The sequence below is a fragment of the Campylobacter sp. 107 genome (genome assembly GCF_002383835.1).
GTDB lineage: Bacteria > Campylobacterota > Campylobacteria > Campylobacterales > Campylobacteraceae > Campylobacter_D > Campylobacter_D jejuni.
In genome coordinates this window covers 79,045-97,748 of record NZ_NXBA01000020.1, presented here as the reverse complement: position 1 = coordinate 97,748, position 18,704 = coordinate 79,045, and the positions used below count along the sequence as shown (strand labels likewise).

Here is an 18,704-nt window from a genome sequence, read left to right as displayed (position 1 = left end):
AACTTTATACCAAAGATGAAATGCAAAATATTTTATCTTCTTTTACTCAAGAAAAAAATGTTTGTGTATTTGCAAATACTTTAAAAATTAGCATTGAAGAATTAGAAAAAGAATTTTTAAAACAAAAATTAAAATTTAAAAAGATCAATGCTTATTGTTATTTGTTTGATGCCAAAGATAAGGCTATCTTAAGTTCTATGAAAGCTTTTAATGAGGCGCACTTTTATATACAAAATTATTCTTCTTATTTGTGTGCTTTAAATTTAGAAGTCAAAGCAGGGCAAAGGGTTCTTGATATGTGTGCAGCTCCGGGTGGTAAAAGTATCAATCTTGCAAATTTTATGCAAAATACAGGTTATTTAGCTTGCAATGAGATGAGTAGGGATAGATTTTTTATTTTGCAAAAAAATCTTAAAAATTACGGCGTGAATGCTAAAGTTTTTATGAAAGATGGTAAAAATATAGGCAATTTATGTCCTTTAAAATTTGATAAAATCTTACTTGATGCACCTTGTTCGACTTTTGCTAAAATAGGTTTTGATTTGGAAAAAAGTTATAAAGAAATCAAAAATATTGCAAAAACTCAAAAAAAACTTCTACATTCTGCTTTAAAGGCATTAAAAATAGGTGGAGAGCTTGTATATAGTACTTGCACCTTTACCAAAGAAGAAAATGAAGAAGTGATAGAGAATGCTTTAAAAAGTGAGTTTAAATTAGAGCTTTTAGATATTGATTTGGAAAATGTTGAGGCTAAAGCAGGGCAAAGTGAAGAATTTGCTGAAATTTCAAAATGCAGACGGATTTTACCAAGCTTAGACTATGATGGATTTTTCATAGCTAAACTTAGGAAATTATGTTAATTAATAAAATTATTCACATTTAAATACAAATTCATAAAAAAACTTAAAAAACAATAAATAATTTTTTCTTTATTTTAAAGCTTAAAGTTCTATTTTTAAGTACTTTGAAAAGAAAATCACAGCGTGAAAAGGCTGTGAATAAAGTTGAATTTTTTTTAACCTTAAAAAGATGAAATTAGCCTGATTGTATTTTTTGCAGTTTTGGAGCTATTACAGCTTGACAATATCCTTGATCGGGATTATTTATAAAATAATGTTGATGATAGTTTTCAGCTTTATAGTAAGTTTGCAATCTTGAAATTTTAGTAACTATTTTTTTACTAAATATTTTTTGCTGTTCTTCAATGAAATTTTGAGCTAAAATTTTATCTTCTTCATTTTCGTAAAATATTATTGAGCGATATTGTGTGCCAATATCTTCACCTTGTTTATCTATACTTGTTGGATCATGAATTTTAAAAAAGAGTATTAGGATTTCAAGAAGAGAGATTTGTTTTTCATCGTAATTTATTTTGACAACTTCTATGTTACCATCACCATTACATACGCTTTCATAGCTAGGATTTGGTTTTCCTCCGCTATATCCAACTTCAGTATTGATTACACCTTTTAGACGTTCAAATACGGCTTCAATACACCAAAAACAACCACCACCTAAAATGATATTTTTCATTGCGAGTTTTCCTTAAGCTTAGCCCTTTGAAAGGGCTAAGCTTATTTATAGTTTTTGATTGCTTTTTCTAAAATTTCAATTGCGGCTTTTTCATCTTTGAAGTCTTGCACTTTAACCCATTTATTTGGTTCTAAAATTTTATAAGTTTCAAAGAAGTTTTTGATTTTATTCAAAGTTGCCTGTGGTAAGTCTGTATAAGTTTTTATATTATCATATCTCGCATCTATTTTTGAATTTGGAACTGCAAGAAGTTTTTCGTCCATTCCACTTTCATCTTCCATGATTAAAACACCGATTAAGCGGCAAGGAATCACAGCTCCAGCTTGGATAGGATATTCATTAAGCACTAAAATATCCACAGGATCACCATCATCAGCCAAAGTATTAGCAATAAAACCATAGTTTGCTGGGTAAAACATCGCGCTAGCCATAACGCGATCTACCATGATAGCACCGCTATCTTTATCGATTTCGTATTTTATGTTTGAGCCATATGGAATTTCAATTACGGCATTGATTTTATTTGGAATATCTCCGATTTTGATTTTGCTTAAATCCATTTTTTCTCCTTATATACTTTGAATTTTTTTAATCAGTTCTTTCATGTCTGCAACGATAGGTTCGATAGCGCGCTCTCCATCGATAATAAAATGAAGTTTTTTCTTTTGATAAAAATCTAAAATTTCATTTAAAGGTTCTGTATAAACTTTCATTCTATTGTAAAACACTTCTTCATTATCATCTGCGCCACGATTTCTGCCTAAAACTCTTTCTTTGGCAACTTCTTCGCTTACTCTTACTTCTATGACGCCTTTAAGACAAATTTCATTTTGCTCACTTAAAACCTTATCAAATTCCATCATTTGCTCTACGCTTCTTGGATAGCCATCGATGATGATAGTTTCAGTTGGAGCAGCTTTTAGAGCACAAACTATAGTATTTATAACAACATCTAAAGGAACAAGATTACCTTTGGAGATAAAACTATCTATAGTTTTTCCAAGCTCGCTCCCACTTGCTACTTCAGCTCTTAAAAGATCTCCTGTTGAATAGTGTGTAATATTTGTCGCATCTGCTTGTGCGATTAAACTAGCATCGGTAGTTTTTCCACTACCTGGTGCACCTATGATTAAAAACAATTCTTTCATTTTATATTCTCCCTTAATTTGATTCCTAATTCTCTCATTGCTTCATTGCTAGCAGGCGATGGTGCATCTGTCATTAAGCATTGCGCTCTTTGGGTTTTTGGAAAGGCTATAACCTCTCTTATGTTGTTTGCTCCTGTAACTAGCATGATGAGTCTATCAAGTCCTATAGCGATACCTCCATGTGGTGGAGCACCAAAACTTAAAGCATCAAGCAAGAAGCCAAATTTTTCTTTTTGTTGTTCTTCATCGATATTTAAAAGTTTAAATACTTTTTGTTGAATATCATTTTTATGGATTCTTATACTACCTCCACCTAGCTCAACGCCATTTAACACTACATCATAAGCAATAGATGAAATTTCTTCTAAATCAGTCTCATCAATATTTTTTGGCATGGTAAAAGGATGGTGCATCGCAGAATAACTTCCGTCATCATTTTGCTCAAACATAGGAAAATCAACAACCCATAAGAATTCCAAGGTATTTGGATCTATAAGTTTTAACTCGTTGGCTAAGAAAATTCTAAATCTTCCCATATAATCAAGCACGGTTTTTTTAGCTCCTGCACCGAAAAATACCACATCTCCTACTTCAAGCTCACAGCGTTTGCTTAGCTCATTTAAATCTTCTTCGCTAAAGAATTTACAAAGTGGACCTTTAAGCCCATCTTCTTTAACTTGTATGAAAGCTAAGCCTTGGGCGCCAAATTTACGCACAAATTCTTCAAATCTTTGCATTTGTCTTTTTGAAAAAATAGTATCGCCTTTTGGAACGCGTATGGCTTTGATGCGATTTTTCTTTGTATCTTTGGCAATATTTGCAAAAATTTCATTATTTGACTTAGCGAAAATATCAATCACATCAATAAATTTAAGATCAAACCTTAAATCCGGCTTATCAGAGCCATAATTTTCCATAGCGTCTTTGTATTGCATTTGTCTAAAAGGGGTTTGAATTTCTTTGCCACAAGCTTTGAAAATATCTTTTAAAAAAGTTTCAGCTACCTTGATCACATCTTTTTGTTCGCAAAAGCTCATTTCAACATCAATTTGTGTGAATTCAGGTTGGCGATCAGCTCTTAAATCTTCATCTCTAAAACATTTTGCAATTTGAAAATAACGATCAAAACCGCTACACATTAAAAGTTGTTTGAAAAGCTGAGGGCTTTGTGGAAGAGCATAAAATTCACCCTGATGCACACGAGAAGGCACGAGATAATCTCTTGCGCCTTCGGGAGTAGCTTTGGTAAGGATAGGGGTTTCAACTTCTAAAAATCCCATATTTGCCAAAGAATTTCTAGCTGCTATACAAGCTTTAGAACGCAAGGCAAAATTTTCATAAAGTTTAGGATTTCTTAAATCTAAAAAGCGATATTTTAAGCGTAATTCTTCATTTACACTTTCATCAGCGATAGCAAAAGGAGGTACGGCACTTTCATTTTCTATGGTAAGTTTAGAAACAACTACTTCGATTTCTCCTGTTTTTAACTTAGGATTTACAAGTCCTTCGCCACGCGGACGAATAGTACCTTCTGTAATAAGTACAAATTCATTTCTTGCATTGGAAGCGATTTCATGAGCTTCTTTACTATCATTTGGATCGCAAACAAGTTGGATAATACCGCTTCTATCTCTTAAATCTATAAAAATAACTCCACCATGATCGCGGTAGCTATTTACCCAACCGCAAAGTTTAACGCTTTGACCAACATGGGAAATTCCCAAGTCTGTATTATAATGACTTCGCAAATTTATTCCTTGAAAAAGATTTTTTAAGATAATGGGCAAAATTATAGTATTTTTATTCTTTTGCTTTGCTAAGATTTGATATAATTTTTTATGCAAAATAAAATAGATTATAAAAATATTAAAAAAATTGGACTTGTTACGCGACCCAATGTGAGTTTAGATAAGGAAATTTTAAAACTTCAATCGATTTTATCTATATATAAAGTTGAACTTATATTGCTTAAAGAAAGTTCTGAAATTTTAGATTTGCCAAAGTATGGATTGGATGATTTGTTTAAAATATCCGATTTTGTTATTTCTTTAGGTGGAGATGGAACTTTGATTTCTTTATGCCGTAAAGCTTGTGAATATGATAAAGCAGTTTTAGGAATTCATGCTGGACATTTAGGTTTTTTAACAGATTTTAAAGTTGATGAAGCTGAAAATTTTTTTCAAGCTTTTTTTCAAGGAGAATTTAGAATAGAAAAGCCTTATTTGTTAAGTATTTTTTTAGAAGATAGGCAAGGAAAAATTTTAGAAAAATTGGCTTTTAATGATGTGGTTATCAGTAAAAACAATCAAGCTTCTATGGCTCATATAGAAGTTTTTAGAAAAGAAAAGAAATTTAATGAATATTTTGGAGATGGGCTTATTGTTGCAACTCCTGCGGGTTCAACAGCTTATAATTTAAGTGCAAATGGACCCATAGTTTATACTTTAGCTCAAGCTTTTATCTTAACTCCTGTTTGTTCTCATTCTTTAACACAACGCCCTATTGTCTTGCCAAAAGGTTTTGAAATAGAGATTATGGCAAAGGATTGCATGCTTTGCATTGATGGGCAAGAAAATTATAAAATGAATGATTTTAAAAGTATAAAAGTGGGTTTAAGTGATAAAAATGTGGCTTTAATTCACCCAAAAAATAGGGATTATTTTCAAATTTTAAAAGAAAAATTACACTGGGGAAATTGATGATAAATAGAATTTTTATGAAAGAAAATCTTGGTTTTAAAAAGGCTGAGCTTGAAATTTCTAAAGGGCTTACCGTTTTTACAGGCCTAAGTGGAGCTGGAAAATCGGTCTTGTTTAAAGGAATTTTATCCGCATTTTCTTTGAGTGAAAGTGAGGCTAAAATTGTCGAAATAGAAGTAGATGATAAGTTGGATTTAGAAAGTTTTGGTATAGAAAGTGAAGAGGAGAATGTTTTTAAGCTCTTAAAAGAAAAAAACACAAAATATTTTATTAACAATCAAAGCATAGCGAAAAAAAGTTTGCAAAATTTAAGTAAAACTTTTATTAAGTATTTAAGCGCAAAGGAAAATAACGAATTTGGAAATGAAAAATTTTTAAATCTCTTAGATGCCTTGGAGATGCAAGAAAATACAAATTTTGTTTCCTTTTTAGAAGATTTTAAAAAAGATTTTAATGCTTATAGTCAAATTTCTAATGAGCTTAATGCAATTTTAGAAGAAGAAAAAAAAGTAGAAGAATTAAAAGAACTAGCTAGAGCGCAAATTGAAAAAATTTCAAGCATTAATCCTAAAATAGGTGAGTATGAAGAGCTTTTAATACTTAAAAAAAAGCTTTCTAAAAAAGATAAATTAGAAGAAGCTTGGAGTAAGGCAGAGCGTATTTTTGAGCTTGAAAAAGTTGTTATTGAAGCTTTAAATTTAAGCGAAGTTGATGCGAGTTTTTTTAGTGAATGTTTAAATGAATTGCGTGTGATTTGCGAAAATCAAAAAATGGAAGATTTGGATTTTGATGTGGAGGCGCTTTTAGATCGCATTGAAAATTTATCCTATCTTATCAAGCGTTATGAAAGCATAGAAAATGCTTTAGAAGTTTTAAAACAAAAAAAATATGAGCTAGAGCATTATGAAAATTTAAGTTTTGAAAAAAAAGAACTTGAAAAAAAAATTCAAGAATTAAAACAAAAATTAGAAGAAAAAGCACAAATTTTAACTCAAACAAGAAAGAAAAACCTTAAAAAATTAGAAAAATGTTTAAATAATTATCTTAAAGATCTTTATATGAAAGATGCAAGTTTGACGCTTAAAGAAAATGAAAAAATTTCAATTTTAGGCAAAGATGAGATAAGGCTAGATATTAATTTAGCTAATTTAAAAAATTTAAGTTCGGGTGAATTAAATCGCTTAAGACTTGCTTTTATAGCCACAGAATGTAATATTTTAAATGCGGGCAAAGGGATATTATTTTTAGATGAAATTGATGCAAATTTAAGCGGAAAAGAGGCTATGAGTATAGCTAAGGTTTTAGAGGAACTTTCTAAGTTTTATCAAATTTTTGCTATTTCTCATTTGCCTCAACTTTCCTCTAAGGCACATAATCATTTTTTAGTTGAAAAAAATGGTGAAGAAAGTAAGGTAAAAAAGCTTGATCAAGAAGAAAGAATTAAAGAACTTGCTAGGATGGTAAGTGGAGAGCTTGTTAGTGATGAAGCGATCGAATTTGCTAAGACCTTATTTAAGAATTAAGCGGATTTTTTATTTTGCTATGTTAAAATATATAACTATAAAATTTCCTTTCTTTTGAAACAAATATAATAAAAAATTTTAGATATAAAGGTATTTTACACACTATGAATAAGAAAATTTTAATTATTGATGACAATAAAATGCTCGGCAAACTTTTGGCTAAAAAAATTCAAATGACTTTAGATTATGAGGTAGATATTGCTTTTGGTTTTGCTGAAGCTAAGGAGTTAATGAATAATGATTATTTTTTAGCTTTTGTGGATTTATGCTTGCCAGATGCCCCAAATGGTGAAGTTGTGGATTATGTTATAGAAAAGAAAATTCCTGCTATTGTTCTTACGGCTAGTGGTGATAAGGCTACTAAAGAAAAATTTATGGATAAAGATATATTAGATTATATTTTTAAAGAAAGTGAAACTTGCATTGATGAGATTATTAGTTCTATTGTAAAACTTAATCAATATGCAAAAACTAAAGTGATTGTAGCTATGAGCAAGCTACCTGAACGTAATGAAATTAAAAAAATACTTACTCAAAGACAATTTAATGTTTTAGCTGCGGCTCATGGTGAAGAAGCAATGAGTTATTTAAATGATAATAATGATGTTAAGCTTATTATAGCAGATGTCAATATGCCAGTAATTAGCGGTTTTGAGCTTTTGACTCAAGTAAGAGAACGTTTTAGTGATGATGAATTAGGTGTGATTCTTTTGGGGGATCATAATGATTCATTTGAAGCGAATTCTTTTAAAAATGGAGTTAATGAGTATTTGTTTAAGCCTTTAAGCAAAGAAAGTTTTAATTGTCGCTTAGATCGTTGTTTATCTTACATGGATGATAAAAAAATTTTAAGCACTTATAATGTTTTAGATCTTGTATCTGGGGTTAAAAATTATAATGCTTTAATCGATGGAATAGATGATTATTTTAACGAAATAGCAACAAAAGACGAGGAATTTGCTTTTGCTTTCTTAGATATAGATAATCTTCAAATGATTAACGATGAATACGGCCGTGAAGTTGGTGATGAAGTAATTAAAATCTGTGCCAATGAAATAGTCAATGAAACTAAAGGAAGAGATCTTGTAGGTAGATATAGTGCAGAAAAAATTTGTATTTTGCTTAAAAATATATCTCAAGAAAGAGCGATTAAAATCTTTTCTCGCATACGAGTAAATATAAAAAAGGCTGGTGTTTTAGTTAATTTAGATGAAGTCTTTTTTACAGCTTCTATAGGCGCGGTTTTTGGAAAAAGTGGAGATAAGATTGATTCTTTGGTTGATAAAGCAAGCAAAATATTGTCTCAAGCAAAAGATAACGGCAAGGATAGAGTTGAAGTATGTTCTTAAATCTTGATTTTCAAGATGGTTTAAGGATTGTTGATACGCATTGCCATCTAGACAGTGAAGCATTTAAAGATGATTTAGATGAAACTTTAAATCGTGCTTTTAAAAATGGTATAGAGAAAATCATTATACCTGGTGCTGATATAAAAGACTTGCCTTATGCAGCTACAATTGCTCATAAATATAAAAATATTTTTTTTGCAGTAGGGGTGCATCCTTATGAAATTGATAATTATGATGAGAAAATTTTAAGGCAGTATTTATGCGATGAAAAATGTATAGCTGTAGGTGAATGTGGGCTTGATTATTTCCGTTTTAAAAGTGATCTTGCTGAAGAAATTCAAAAAGAAAAAGAAAATCAAAAAAAGATTTTTACCGCGCAACTTGAACTTGCTATTGAATTTAAAAAACCTGTTATCATCCACTCAAGAGAAGCAAATCATGATACCTATGAGATTTTACATGGGTATTCTAAGGATCTTGCAGGAGGAGTTTTACACTGCTTTAATGCAAGCGAGCATTTATTAACTCTTTTTGAAGAGGGATTTTATTTTGGCATTGGGGGAGTTTTAACTTTTAAAAATGCTAAGAAATTAGTTGAAATTTTACCTAAAATTCCAAAAGATAGATTGTTGCTTGAAACTGATGCTCCATATCTTACTCCAGAGCCTTATCGTGGTAAAAGAAATGAACCTTTATTAACTCAATTGGTAGCAAATAAAATGTGTGAAGTATTGAATTTATCAAGAAAAGAGCTTCTAGAAATTTGTTTTAATAATTCTGAAAAATTATTTTTTAAAGGTTTTTAATGAAAAAAATTTTATTGTGTTTTTTAATATGTTTTAATTTTCTTTTTGCACAAATTAATACTCCTGAATTTTATGAAAGACAAATGAATGTTTTAAGAAATTTAGATATTAATCCAAGTTTTATCAGTGATTTGATTTTTGTACAAACTCAACAAGATATAAAATCAAAACACGCTCAAACTTTAATAGATAGTATGCAAAATTTTTCAAAAGTTACTCCTATGATAAGAAAAATTTTAGCCCAGCAGGAAGTTCCTGATGAGATTTTGTATCTAGCTATGGTTGAATCAGGCTTGAAAACTCATAGCGTTTCTAATGCCAAGGCTGTAGGGGTTTGGCAATTTATGCAACCAACAGCTAGAAATTTGGGTTTAAGAATCGATGCTTATGTTGATGAAAGGCGTGATCCGGTCAAGTCAACTTATGCTGCTACAAATTATTTAAAAGAGTTAAAAGAAGAATTTGGCAAATGGTATTTAGCACTTTTAGCTTATAATTGCGGAAATGGCAAACTAAGACAAGCTATCAAGCAAGCAGGAAGTGATGATTTAAGTGTTTTATTGAACCCAGATAAGAAATATCTTTCTTTAGAAACTAGAAATTTTATAAGAAAGATTTTAACGCTTGCTTTTTTAGCCAATGATAGGGATTTTTTACTAGATAAAGATGCGTCTTTAATGAATTATGCTTTAAGCAATGAATTTGCAAAAGTTGATGTCCCTTCTTCTGCATCTTTAAAAGAAATAGCTAAAAATTTAAATATGGATCTTGCAACTTTTAAGAAATATAATCCACAATTTAAACATAATTTTACGCCTCCTGGTAAAGGGTATTATATGTATATACCACTTAATAAAGTAGCATTTTTTGATAAAAATTTTAAAGCAGAAAAACTTGCGAAGGTTGATACAACTATACCTATGACAAGAATTTATACCGTTAAGTCTGGTGACTCTTTATATAAAATAGCAAAAAATTATAATATAAGTGTTGATGAAATTCGAGAATTTAATAAAATAGCAAAAAATCATCTTAGCATTAATCAAAAATTAATTATACCAATCAAGGAGAATAAAAATGCAAATAAAAACAATTACACTAAAGTTGTCAGCCGTTAGTCTAGGGGCTTTATTTTTTAGTGGTTGTTTAGGCACTAGTTTTTTTTCTAGCTTGGATAATGCTCAAGTGTATTATCCTTCAAACGATTTTAAAAGCAGTCCTAGTTCTTCATCAGGGACTAAAGGAACGATGAAGCCTTATACTATCAACGGTAAAACTTATTATCCTACTGTTGTAGCAGTAGGCGAAACTGCTGATGGTATTGCGAGTTGGTATGGACCAGGCTTTCACGGCAAGAAAACCTCTAATGGCGAAACCTATAATCAAAATGCTTTAACCGCGGCTCATAAAACTTTACCTATGAATACCATCTTAAAAGTAACCAATCTAAATAACAATCGTCAAGTTACCGTTCGTGTGAATGATAGGGGTCCTTTTGTAAATAATCGTATTATAGATTTATCAAAAGGAGCTGCTAGTCAAATTGATATGATTGCTTCAGGAACAGCTCCAGTAAGGCTTGAGGTTATAGGGTTTGGATCAAGTAATTCGGGTAATAATATTGTACATTCTAATGTAAACTATGGAAATAGTGGAGAGATTGCAAATAATGGACAAATTTATGAAGGTGGAAATTTTATGGTTCAAATTGGAGCCTTTAAAAACCCAGCTGGAGCACAAACGATAGCAGCAAGATATAAAACTTATAGAACTTATAGCTCTACTATACGCACAAGCTCAGTGGATGGGTTAAATCGCGTTTTCTTAACAGGCTTTAGAAGTGAAGATGAAGCAAGGGATTTTGCTGCAAGTGGTGCATTTGCAGGTGCATTTGTTGTAAGAGAATAGAAATTATGACAGAATTGATTTTTTTGGATGTAGATGGCTGTTTAACTGATGGAAAAATTATTTATACTTCTAATGGAGAATTTATTAAAGAATTTGATGTAAAAGATGGAGCGGCTATCGAGGCTTGGCTAAAGCTTGGTAAAAAAATTGCTATTATTACAGGTAGAAATTGTCCTTGTGTTGAAAAAAGAGCTAAAGATTTAAAAATAGAAATTTTATATCAAGGTATCAAAGATAAGTTAGCTTGTGCAAAAGAAATTTTACAAAAACTTAATTTAGATTTTTCTCAGTGTGCGGCTATTGGGGATTATTTTAACGATAAGGCTTTACTTGAAAGTGTAGGACTTAGTTTTAAGCCAAAAGATGGTCATAAAGATTTAAATGTAGACATAGTGCTTAGCAAAAAAGGTGGTAAGGCTGCTGTAGCACAGATGATAGAAATTTTAGTAGAAAAAAATCATCTAAAAGAAGAATGGAATAAGCTTTGGCTATAAAAATTTTTGGAATTTTAATTGCTCTTTTTACAATTACTTTTACGATTTTAAGTCTGCAAGATCCGTATTCTTTGAATTTGCAAACTAATGCTTTAAATTTTAAAAATATTGAGGCTAAAAATTTGAAAGCTTATGAGAGTAATGCTAGTACAATTAAGGCATATTATAAGGCAAATTCTTGGGTGAGATATGCAGATAGAGATGAATTTAATGACTTTATTACTTTAAATTTAGATTTTAATCTTAGTGCGAATCGTTTAGAGTTTTTCAATAAAGATATGAGCAAGGTTTTGTTTGAAGGAAATGTTACTTATATAGGTTCTAATAATGTCAAAATTATTTCTCAAGAGGTAGAATACCAACCTAAGGATAAAATTTTACACACAAATACTAATTTTAAAGCTCTGATCAATGGAAGTATTATTAACGGAAATACTTTAAACTATGATATAAAAAATAAAATTTTAAATATCCAAGGAGTAAGTGCGTGGTTGCAAGACAAATAATTTTATTGTTGGCTTGTGTAAGTGTAACTTGGGCAACTCAAATTGAAGTAAAAGCTTTAAATTTTTACTCAGATGAAAATAAGGGTGAAAGTATTCTTAGTGGAAATGTAGAAGTAATTAGGGGTGATGATATTTTAAATTCTGAAAAATTGATTATTTATACGGATAAAAATCGCAAACCTATTCGTTATGAAGCAATGCAAAATGCTAGCTTTAAGATTGTTTTAAAAGGTAAAACTTATAAAGGTAGTGGAGATAAATTTATTTATAATGTTATTAAAGATACTTACGAGATTAATGGTCATGCTTATATAAATGAGCTTGGAAGCAATCAAAAACTTTTTGGTGATAAAATAATAGTCGATAGAAAAGCTAATATTTATCGAGTAGAGAGCAAGGATCAAAAACCTGCTCGTTTTGTATTTGACCTTAAAGACAAATGATAATTAGTGCTAAATTTATCACTTCTTTAGTGAAATTTGATGAGAATTTGAGCTCAAATTTTAGTGAAGTAGCATTTTTGGGGCGTTCCAATGTCGGAAAAAGTTCTTTAATCAATTCTTTGTGTAAACAAAAAAATTTAGCCAAAAGTTCGGCAACTCCTGGAAAAACTCAGCTTATAAATTTTTTCGAAGTAGCTTGCAAAAGAAATGAAGAAAAATTTAATATCAATTTTATCGATTTACCAGGGTTTGGTTATGCAAAGGTTTCTAAAAATTTAAAAGAAATATGGAATCAAAACTTAGATGAATTTTTAAAATTAAGAACCTCGATAAAGTTATTTATACATTTAATCGACTCAAGACATACTCATTTAGAGATCGATGTAAATTTAAACGACTATTTGAAAAGATTTTTACGACCTGATCAAAAAATTTTAAAAGTTTTTACCAAATGCGATAAATTAAATCAAAGTGAAAAAGCTAAGTTAAAAAATGAATTTAAAGACTCTATTTTAGTTTCAAATTTGAATAAATTTGGCCTTGATTCTTTAGAAGATATTATTATCAATCAAACTTTAGGTCTTGATAAATGAGAAGAAATTTAAGTGCTTATAAAGCAAAATTTAATGGAGCTTATGTCTTTTTAGGATTTTTTTTTCTAATTTATCAGATTCTTGGTTCGACTTTTGTATATACCCCGTTACTTTATGGGATTTTTTTCTGTTATATGTTTTGCTTATTAGAAGAGAGAGAGAGAACTTTTTCAAAGTTTGATTTTAGATGGTATTTTTCTTTATTTTTTTTATTTTTTACTGATATAACTTATAATTTTTTTATTTTTTCATCTTGGTTGGCATTTTTTATTTTTTATTATCTTTGTGCAGATTGGATTAAGACAAATTTAAAAATTGGTAAATTTATCCCTGTTGTTTTTGTGCTTTGTGCTTACGGCATTATTTTGTTTTTGGATATGATATTGTCTTATATTGGAGATGAAAAAATTAAAATTTTAGGATGGGCGTATATTGTTTCAGTTTTTATAGAATGTTGTTTAGCTTATGTGTTTTTTAAAGGTAAAATTTAAATGAGAATGCGTCTAGTTGTTGGATTTATACTATTGTTTTTTATATTTTTATTAAGTCGTGTGTATTATTTGAGTATAAAATCAAATGTATATTATGAAGAGCTTGCTAAACAAAATGCCATAAAAACTGAATTTTTACCACCTGTTAGGGGTCAAATTACAGATAGAAATGGAACTTTATTGGCTATTAATGATTTGGGTTTTAGTATTTCTATTAAACCTTATTTAAGTATTAAAAAGTCAAATAAAGGAATTTTAGATAAAGAATTATCTGAACTTATAAATTTATTCCCCGATTTAAATGCTAGTAAATTAGCAGAAATTTATAAGAGAAATGATTCTTACTATAATCAAGATTTTATTAAAGTTGTAGATTTTATACCCTACGATGAGATTATTCCGCATTATTCAGAGTTAAATCTTAATAAAACAATAAAAATAGATCCTGTTGTAAAAAGAAAATATCCTTTTGGAAAATTGGCTTCGCATATTATTGGGTATGTAGGTAAGGCAAATTTGCAAGATGTTCAAGAAAATGAAATAGCAAAACTTTCTAACTATACGGGAAAAAGCGGTATAGAACGCTATTATAATGATATTTTACAAGGAGAAAAAGGAACTAGGGTTTATAAGGTTAATGCCTTAAATCAAGAAGTAGAACAGCTTACTTACACTCCTGCTAAGTCTAATGATATAGAACTTACGATAGATATAGAGCTTCAGTCTTATTTAACTTCATTGTTTGAAGGGAATGCTGGGGCTGCTATAATTATGAATGTAAATGATGGATCTATTTTAGCTGCAGGGAGTTTCCCTGAATATGATCTTAATCCTTTTGTAACAGGGATTTCTTTTAAGGATTGGGATGAGCTTTCAAATAGTCTTGATCATCCTTTTACAAATAAACTTATAAATGGATATTATCCTCCAGGTTCTGTTGTAAAAATGGGAGTAGGGCTTTCTTTTTTAAATTCTAAAAATATTAGCCAGTCGACTCAATATGTTTGCAATGGAAGCATTGAGCTTGGAGGCAGGTTTTTTAGATGTTGGAATCGATCGGGTCATGGACCTGTGGATTTAAAACATGCGATAAAATATAGTTGTGATGTTTATTTTTATAATGGCAGTTTGCAAGTTGGAATCGATCAAATAAGTGAAACTTTATCTCGCATTGGCTTTGGAGTGAAAACAGGGGTAGATTTACCTAGTGAATTTGTAGGAACTTTACCAAGCAAAAAATGGAAGATGCAAAGATATAGACAATCTTGGTTTCAAGGTGATACTTTAAATACAGCTATAGGTCAAGGTAATTTTCTTGCAACACCTATGCAAATTGCTAGATATACGGCTCAAATCGCAAAAGGTGGAGAGGTTATACCTCATTTTTTAAAAAGCATAGAAAATAATAATACAACTATAGAAAATCAAATGGATGAAAATAAAAAAGAAATTTTTACTTTATTTGAAAAGAGTCAATTGCCTTATATAAGAGATGCAATGTATGCCGTTGCCAATGAGCAAGGAGGAACCTCTTATCGTTATTTGCATAATCTTGATGTGAAAGTTGCAGCAAAAACAGGAACCGCTCAGGTTGTGGGATTTTCACAAACAGATAAAAATAGGGTCGATGAAAAACAATTTGAGTATTATACTAGATCTCATGCGTGGCTTACTTCTTATGCTCCTTATTCTAAGCCAAAATATGTAGTTACCGTTCTTTTGGAGCATGGTGGGAGAAATATTACTTCAGGGGCAACTGTAGCTAAAATTTATCAAAAAATGATTGAACTTGGATATTTTAAATAATTTTTAGTTGTAAATTGAGTTTTGCAAAAAAAACTTTTTTAGCATTTGGTTTAAAAACCTTGTATTAAATAAATTATAAGTTTAATACAAGGAAAATTTATCTATATTAACAAAAATATCTTAAAAGATGGCTTTTGTTCTTTTTTCAAGCCAAACTAGAGCTTTTGGAAAATCACCTAGCTTAGGAGAAAGTTTTTCAAATACTTCTTTGTGGTAATTGTTTAACCACTCTTTTTCTTTTTCATCTAACATTTTTGTATCAATACAAGATATTTCAAAAGGACAAAGAGTAACAGGTTTAAAGTATAAAAATTCTCCAAAATCTTTATTTTTAGGATTTTCTACTTTGGTATGAATAACTAAATTTTCAAGTCTTATACCCCATTTACCTACTTTGTAAATACCTGGCTCTATGGAAGTTAGCATACCTTCTTTGGCTTTTGTTTTTTCAAGCACAGGGGATAGATAAGATAAAACTTGTGGACCTTCATGGACATTTAAAAAATATCCCACGCCATGTCCTGTGCCGTGCATATAGTCAATTTGTTCTTTCCATAAAGGTGCGCGTGTGATTGCATCAAGTAAGGGCATAGCTATATCTTTTGGAAAAATTGCACTGGAAATGGCAATATGTGCTTTTAAAACCAAGGTATAGTCATGAATTTGTTCTGCATTAGCCTTTCCTATTGGTACAACGCGTGTAATATCTGTTGTGCCATTTTTATATTGTCCACCAGAATCAATAAGTAAAAGCCCATCTTTTTTAAGATAAGCAAAACTCTCTTTTGTGGCTTTATAATGTGGATATGCTGCGTTTTCGTTAAAGCCTGCTATAGTGGCAAAACTATCACTTATGTAGTACTTGCTTTGTGCTCTAAATTCGCTCGCTTTAGTATCTATGTCCAATTCGCTTATTAATTCTTTATTTTCTATCGCTTCTTCAAGCCAAGCAAAAAATTTACATAAAGCCACTCCATCTTCTATCATAGCATCTTGTATATGCGCTATTTCTTTTGTATTTTTAGCTGCTTTTAAATGAGTGCTTGGATTAATTTCTTGAATGATTTTTACGCTTTTGTCTAAAGAATTCATGAGTAAAGCGGTCATTTTTGAAGGTTCAATAAGCAAATTTGTATTTGCAAGTTTTTCAAGCTCCATGATGATTTCATCATAATTTTTAAGCCAAAACCCATCTAAATTTAATTTTTTTTCAAGTTCTGAATTTACTTTTTTCTGATCAACAAAAAGCAAAACTTTGTCTTCCAAGATTAGTAAATGACTTAAAAATACAGGATTGTAATTTACATCATTCCCCCTTAAATTTGTAAGCCAAGCTATATCATCAAGGCTGGAGATTAAATGAGAAGTAGCATTTAAATTTTTCATTTTTTGACGCACTAATGCTAATTTTTCTTTTCTTGAGTAAGAGCAGTATTCTAGTTCGTGTTCATAAATTTTTTCTTGTGGTAAAGTAGGACGATCTTTCCAAAGTGGACTTATCAAATCTATATGTTTTAAATTTGCCTTGCAATTAATCTGTAAATCTTTTTGCAAAGATAAAGGTAAAAGTGCAAAATCGATGCCTAAAATTTGATCTTCGCTTAAATTTTTTTCCAACCATTTGGTAAAAGTATTTTTAGCATCTTGCTTTTGTAAAAGTATGCCACTACCTTCTAATTCCTTTTGTGCTTGAAGCCAATATCTTCCATCTACCCACAAAAAGCCCTTTTCTTGTGTGATAAGAACTGTTCCAACAGAACCCTTAAAGCCACTGATAAAGACTCTGTTTTTGTAATATTCTGGTAAATATTCGCTCAAATGCGGATCCGCGCTTAAGATGAGATAGGCGTCAATATTATTTTCTTTCATTAATCTTCTAAGTTTTAATACTCTTTGTTTGTAAATACTCATATTTTCTCCTTAATATTATTTTTTAGTATTTTATTGATAGGTTTTTTGAGTATAAGTAAAATTATAACAGCACCAAGTAATATCCACATACATTGGTAAAATAAATTTGGCAAATAAGCTATATTTTCTTCACTTGCTTTACCACCTATGAATCCAGCTAAAGCATTGCCTAATGCACTTGCCACAAACCAAAGTCCCATGACTTGATTTTTGATTAAATCAGGGGCGACCTTAGTCATTATAGAGAGTCCAATAGGAGACACGCATAGTTCCCCAAGTGTTAAAAAGAATATACTTATGATAATCCAAGCCATGGATATTGGTAAACCATTGTTATTTATTAGATTTTGTAAAGCAAAGGTTATCATCATAAAACCAATACCGGCAAATAATATTCCTAAAATAAATTTTCTAATGGAAGAAAAATATATATTTTTTTCTCTAAAAATATCCAAATATAACTTGCTATAGGAGCAAGTATGATGATAAAAATTGGATTAAAAGATTGAAACCAGTTTGTTGGAATTTTCCAATCAAAAATATTTCTATTTGTAAAATCTTGCGCAAAAAGATTATAAGCGGTAGGGTTGTTGTTTAAAAGTACTCCAAAAAAAGTGGCTGCAAAGAATAAAACAATTAAAATTATTAATTGTTGTTTCTCTCTTTTATTTAAGGCTTTAAAAACAAAAAGATATATGAAATAAATTACCAAACATAGTAAAATTACAATTAGAAGTTTTTTTGATAGTATTATATGGGATTGATATTTACAAGATTAATAAACATTAGAAAAAATCCAATAATACTTAACAAGCTTATACTTAGTATAAGAGTTAAATTTTTACTTTTTTAAATGGTTGTTCCCAGTTTTGCTTTAAGGTGCAATTTTTATGAAATTCTTCAAGCTCAAGGGCAACTTTAAAATATAAAATAAGCAAAGAGATTAGCATGCCTAAATCTCCTAGCCAAATCCTAAATGATAAATTCCATTTTGCTTGAACAAAACCACATATAAAGAGGAGTAATAAATGTTCCAGTGTTAATTCCTATATAAAAAATCGTATAGCCAGTATTGCATCTTGTATTATTTTGTTTATATAACATTCCAACTGTTACAGAAGCGCTAGTTTTAAAAAATCCAGTACCAATAACGATAAAAGCAAGCCCTAGAAAATATAGATGTGCTTAAAATAGATAAGGCTATGCTAATATGTCCTAAAGCTATAATAAAAGAACCTGGAAATAAAGCCTTTTTTGCCCTGAATAATTATCAGTAATCCAGCCTCCAGGAAGCGTGCTGTTAAATACAAGCTCCTGCAAAAATACCATAAAAGCAAATCTTTCTCAAAGTTCTACCATTGATAAAGAGAATAAGGGCTTGCGATGACCTAGGAAATTTGTATCGAGTTTTTGTATTTTTTGTTTAGTCACTTCCCAATACCTTTCTTTTTTTATGCTTAAAATATTTTAACTAATAGTAATAAAAAAATAATT

The 18,704-nt window shown here is 30.0% G+C and carries 19 protein-coding genes and 1 pseudogene; 13 read left to right on the top strand and 7 right to left on the bottom strand.

Annotated elements, in window-relative coordinates:
* Positions 1 to 20: 20 nt before the first annotated feature.
* Positions 21 to 860 (top strand): RsmB/NOP family class I SAM-dependent RNA methyltransferase, encoded by an 840-nt coding sequence (locus BGS40_RS02915; RefSeq protein WP_002866496.1) that lies wholly within the window; start codon positions 21 to 23, stop codon positions 858 to 860.
* 175 nt (positions 861 to 1,035) lie between these two features.
* Here BGS40_RS02915 and msrA read toward each other — a convergent pair whose 3' ends face one another.
* From msrA to aspS, 4 genes are read right to left on the bottom strand one after another with little or no spacing between them, the layout of a single operon-like run.
* Positions 1,036 to 1,533: a peptide-methionine (S)-S-oxide reductase MsrA gene (gene msrA / locus BGS40_RS02910; RefSeq protein ID WP_087691776.1), complete on the bottom strand. Its 498-nt coding sequence runs from the start codon at positions 1,531 to 1,533 to the stop codon at positions 1,036 to 1,038.
* A 41-nt stretch (positions 1,534 to 1,574) separates the two neighbouring features.
* Positions 1,575 to 2,093: an inorganic diphosphatase gene (gene ppa, locus BGS40_RS02905; RefSeq protein WP_002871349.1), complete on the bottom strand. Its 519-nt coding sequence runs from the start codon at positions 2,091 to 2,093 to the stop codon at positions 1,575 to 1,577.
* A gap of 9 nt (positions 2,094 to 2,102) precedes the next feature.
* Positions 2,103 to 2,681 carry an adenylate kinase gene (locus BGS40_RS02900; RefSeq protein WP_058000806.1) on the bottom strand — a complete coding sequence of 193 codons (579 nt, stop codon included), beginning with the start codon at positions 2,679 to 2,681 and terminating at the stop codon, positions 2,103 to 2,105.
* Complete coding sequence (aspS, locus tag BGS40_RS02895) at positions 2,678 to 4,429, bottom strand: aspartate--tRNA ligase (protein ID WP_058000807.1); 1,752 nt, start codon at positions 4,427 to 4,429, stop codon at positions 2,678 to 2,680. Before aspS ends, BGS40_RS02900 begins: the two co-directional genes overlap by 4 nt.
* A gap of 90 nt (positions 4,430 to 4,519) precedes the next feature.
* Here aspS and BGS40_RS02890 point away from each other — a divergent pair, with 90 nt between their 5' ends.
* From BGS40_RS02890 to mrdA, 12 genes are all read left to right on the top strand, one after another.
* A complete protein-coding gene (locus BGS40_RS02890; protein ID WP_002859582.1) occupies positions 4,520 to 5,380 on the top strand; it encodes an NAD(+) kinase in 861 nt (286 codons plus the stop codon).
* On the top strand, positions 5,380 to 6,903 hold the full coding sequence (locus BGS40_RS02885; protein WP_052794063.1) for an AAA family ATPase: 1,524 nt from the start codon (positions 5,380 to 5,382) through the stop codon (positions 6,901 to 6,903). Before BGS40_RS02890 ends, BGS40_RS02885 begins: the two co-directional genes overlap by 1 nt.
* A 104-nt stretch (positions 6,904 to 7,007) precedes the next feature.
* Complete coding sequence (gene cbrR, locus BGS40_RS02880; protein ID WP_096738348.1) at positions 7,008 to 8,252, top strand: bile resistance response regulator CbrR; 1,245 nt, start codon at positions 7,008 to 7,010, stop codon at positions 8,250 to 8,252.
* Positions 8,243 to 9,058 (top strand): TatD family hydrolase, encoded by an 816-nt coding sequence (locus BGS40_RS02875; RefSeq protein WP_002873642.1) that lies wholly within the window; start codon positions 8,243 to 8,245, stop codon positions 9,056 to 9,058. The genes cbrR and BGS40_RS02875 overlap by 10 nt, the downstream gene beginning before the upstream one ends.
* The gene (locus BGS40_RS02870) at positions 9,058 to 10,176 is read left to right on the top strand and encodes a lytic transglycosylase domain-containing protein (protein WP_052782001.1); all 1,119 of its coding nucleotides are present in this window, start codon (positions 9,058 to 9,060) and stop codon (positions 10,174 to 10,176) included. The genes BGS40_RS02875 and BGS40_RS02870 overlap by 1 nt, the downstream gene beginning before the upstream one ends.
* The gene (locus BGS40_RS02865; RefSeq protein WP_032581036.1) at positions 10,136 to 10,966 is read left to right on the top strand and encodes a septal ring lytic transglycosylase RlpA family protein; all 831 of its coding nucleotides are present in this window, start codon (positions 10,136 to 10,138) and stop codon (positions 10,964 to 10,966) included. Before BGS40_RS02870 ends, BGS40_RS02865 begins: the two co-directional genes overlap by 41 nt.
* Before the next feature lie 5 nt (positions 10,967 to 10,971).
* Positions 10,972 to 11,460: an HAD-IIIA family hydrolase gene (locus BGS40_RS02860; RefSeq protein WP_002872380.1), complete on the top strand. Its 489-nt coding sequence runs from the start codon at positions 10,972 to 10,974 to the stop codon at positions 11,458 to 11,460.
* A complete protein-coding gene (locus BGS40_RS02855) occupies positions 11,451 to 11,966 on the top strand; it encodes a hypothetical protein (RefSeq protein ID WP_002898565.1) in 516 nt (171 codons plus the stop codon). Before BGS40_RS02860 ends, BGS40_RS02855 begins: the two co-directional genes overlap by 10 nt.
* A complete protein-coding gene (locus BGS40_RS02850; protein WP_002857019.1) occupies positions 11,948 to 12,409 on the top strand; it encodes an LptA/OstA family protein in 462 nt (153 codons plus the stop codon). The genes BGS40_RS02855 and BGS40_RS02850 overlap by 19 nt, the downstream gene beginning before the upstream one ends.
* Positions 12,406 to 13,002: a ribosome biogenesis GTP-binding protein YihA/YsxC gene (gene yihA, locus BGS40_RS02845; protein ID WP_002859990.1), complete on the top strand. Its 597-nt coding sequence runs from the start codon at positions 12,406 to 12,408 to the stop codon at positions 13,000 to 13,002. Before BGS40_RS02850 ends, yihA begins: the two co-directional genes overlap by 4 nt.
* Positions 12,999 to 13,493 carry a hypothetical protein gene (locus tag BGS40_RS02840; RefSeq protein ID WP_087691773.1) on the top strand — a complete coding sequence of 165 codons (495 nt, stop codon included), beginning with the start codon at positions 12,999 to 13,001 and terminating at the stop codon, positions 13,491 to 13,493. Before yihA ends, BGS40_RS02840 begins: the two co-directional genes overlap by 4 nt.
* Entirely contained in the window at positions 13,494 to 15,299 is a 1,806-nt protein-coding gene (mrdA, locus tag BGS40_RS02835) for a penicillin-binding protein 2 (protein ID WP_057096045.1), read from the top strand.
* Positions 15,300 to 15,419: 120 nt separating this feature from the next.
* Here mrdA and BGS40_RS02830 read toward each other — a convergent pair whose 3' ends face one another.
* The 3 genes and pseudogenes from BGS40_RS02830 to BGS40_RS10025 form a co-directional block, all read right to left on the bottom strand.
* Positions 15,420 to 17,210: an aminopeptidase P family protein gene (locus BGS40_RS02830; RefSeq protein WP_096738347.1), complete on the bottom strand. Its 1,791-nt coding sequence runs from the start codon at positions 17,208 to 17,210 to the stop codon at positions 15,420 to 15,422.
* A pseudogene (locus BGS40_RS10030) lies at positions 17,207 to 17,922 on the bottom strand (oligopeptide:H+ symporter). Before BGS40_RS10030 ends, BGS40_RS02830 begins: the two are co-directional and overlap by 4 nt.
* 260 nt (positions 17,923 to 18,182) lie before the next feature.
* Positions 18,183 to 18,359, bottom strand: a complete 177-nt coding sequence (locus BGS40_RS10025; RefSeq protein WP_230095730.1) for a POT-type proton-dependent oligopeptide transporter — start codon at positions 18,357 to 18,359, stop codon at positions 18,183 to 18,185.
* Between the last annotated feature and the right edge of the window lie 345 nt (positions 18,360 to 18,704).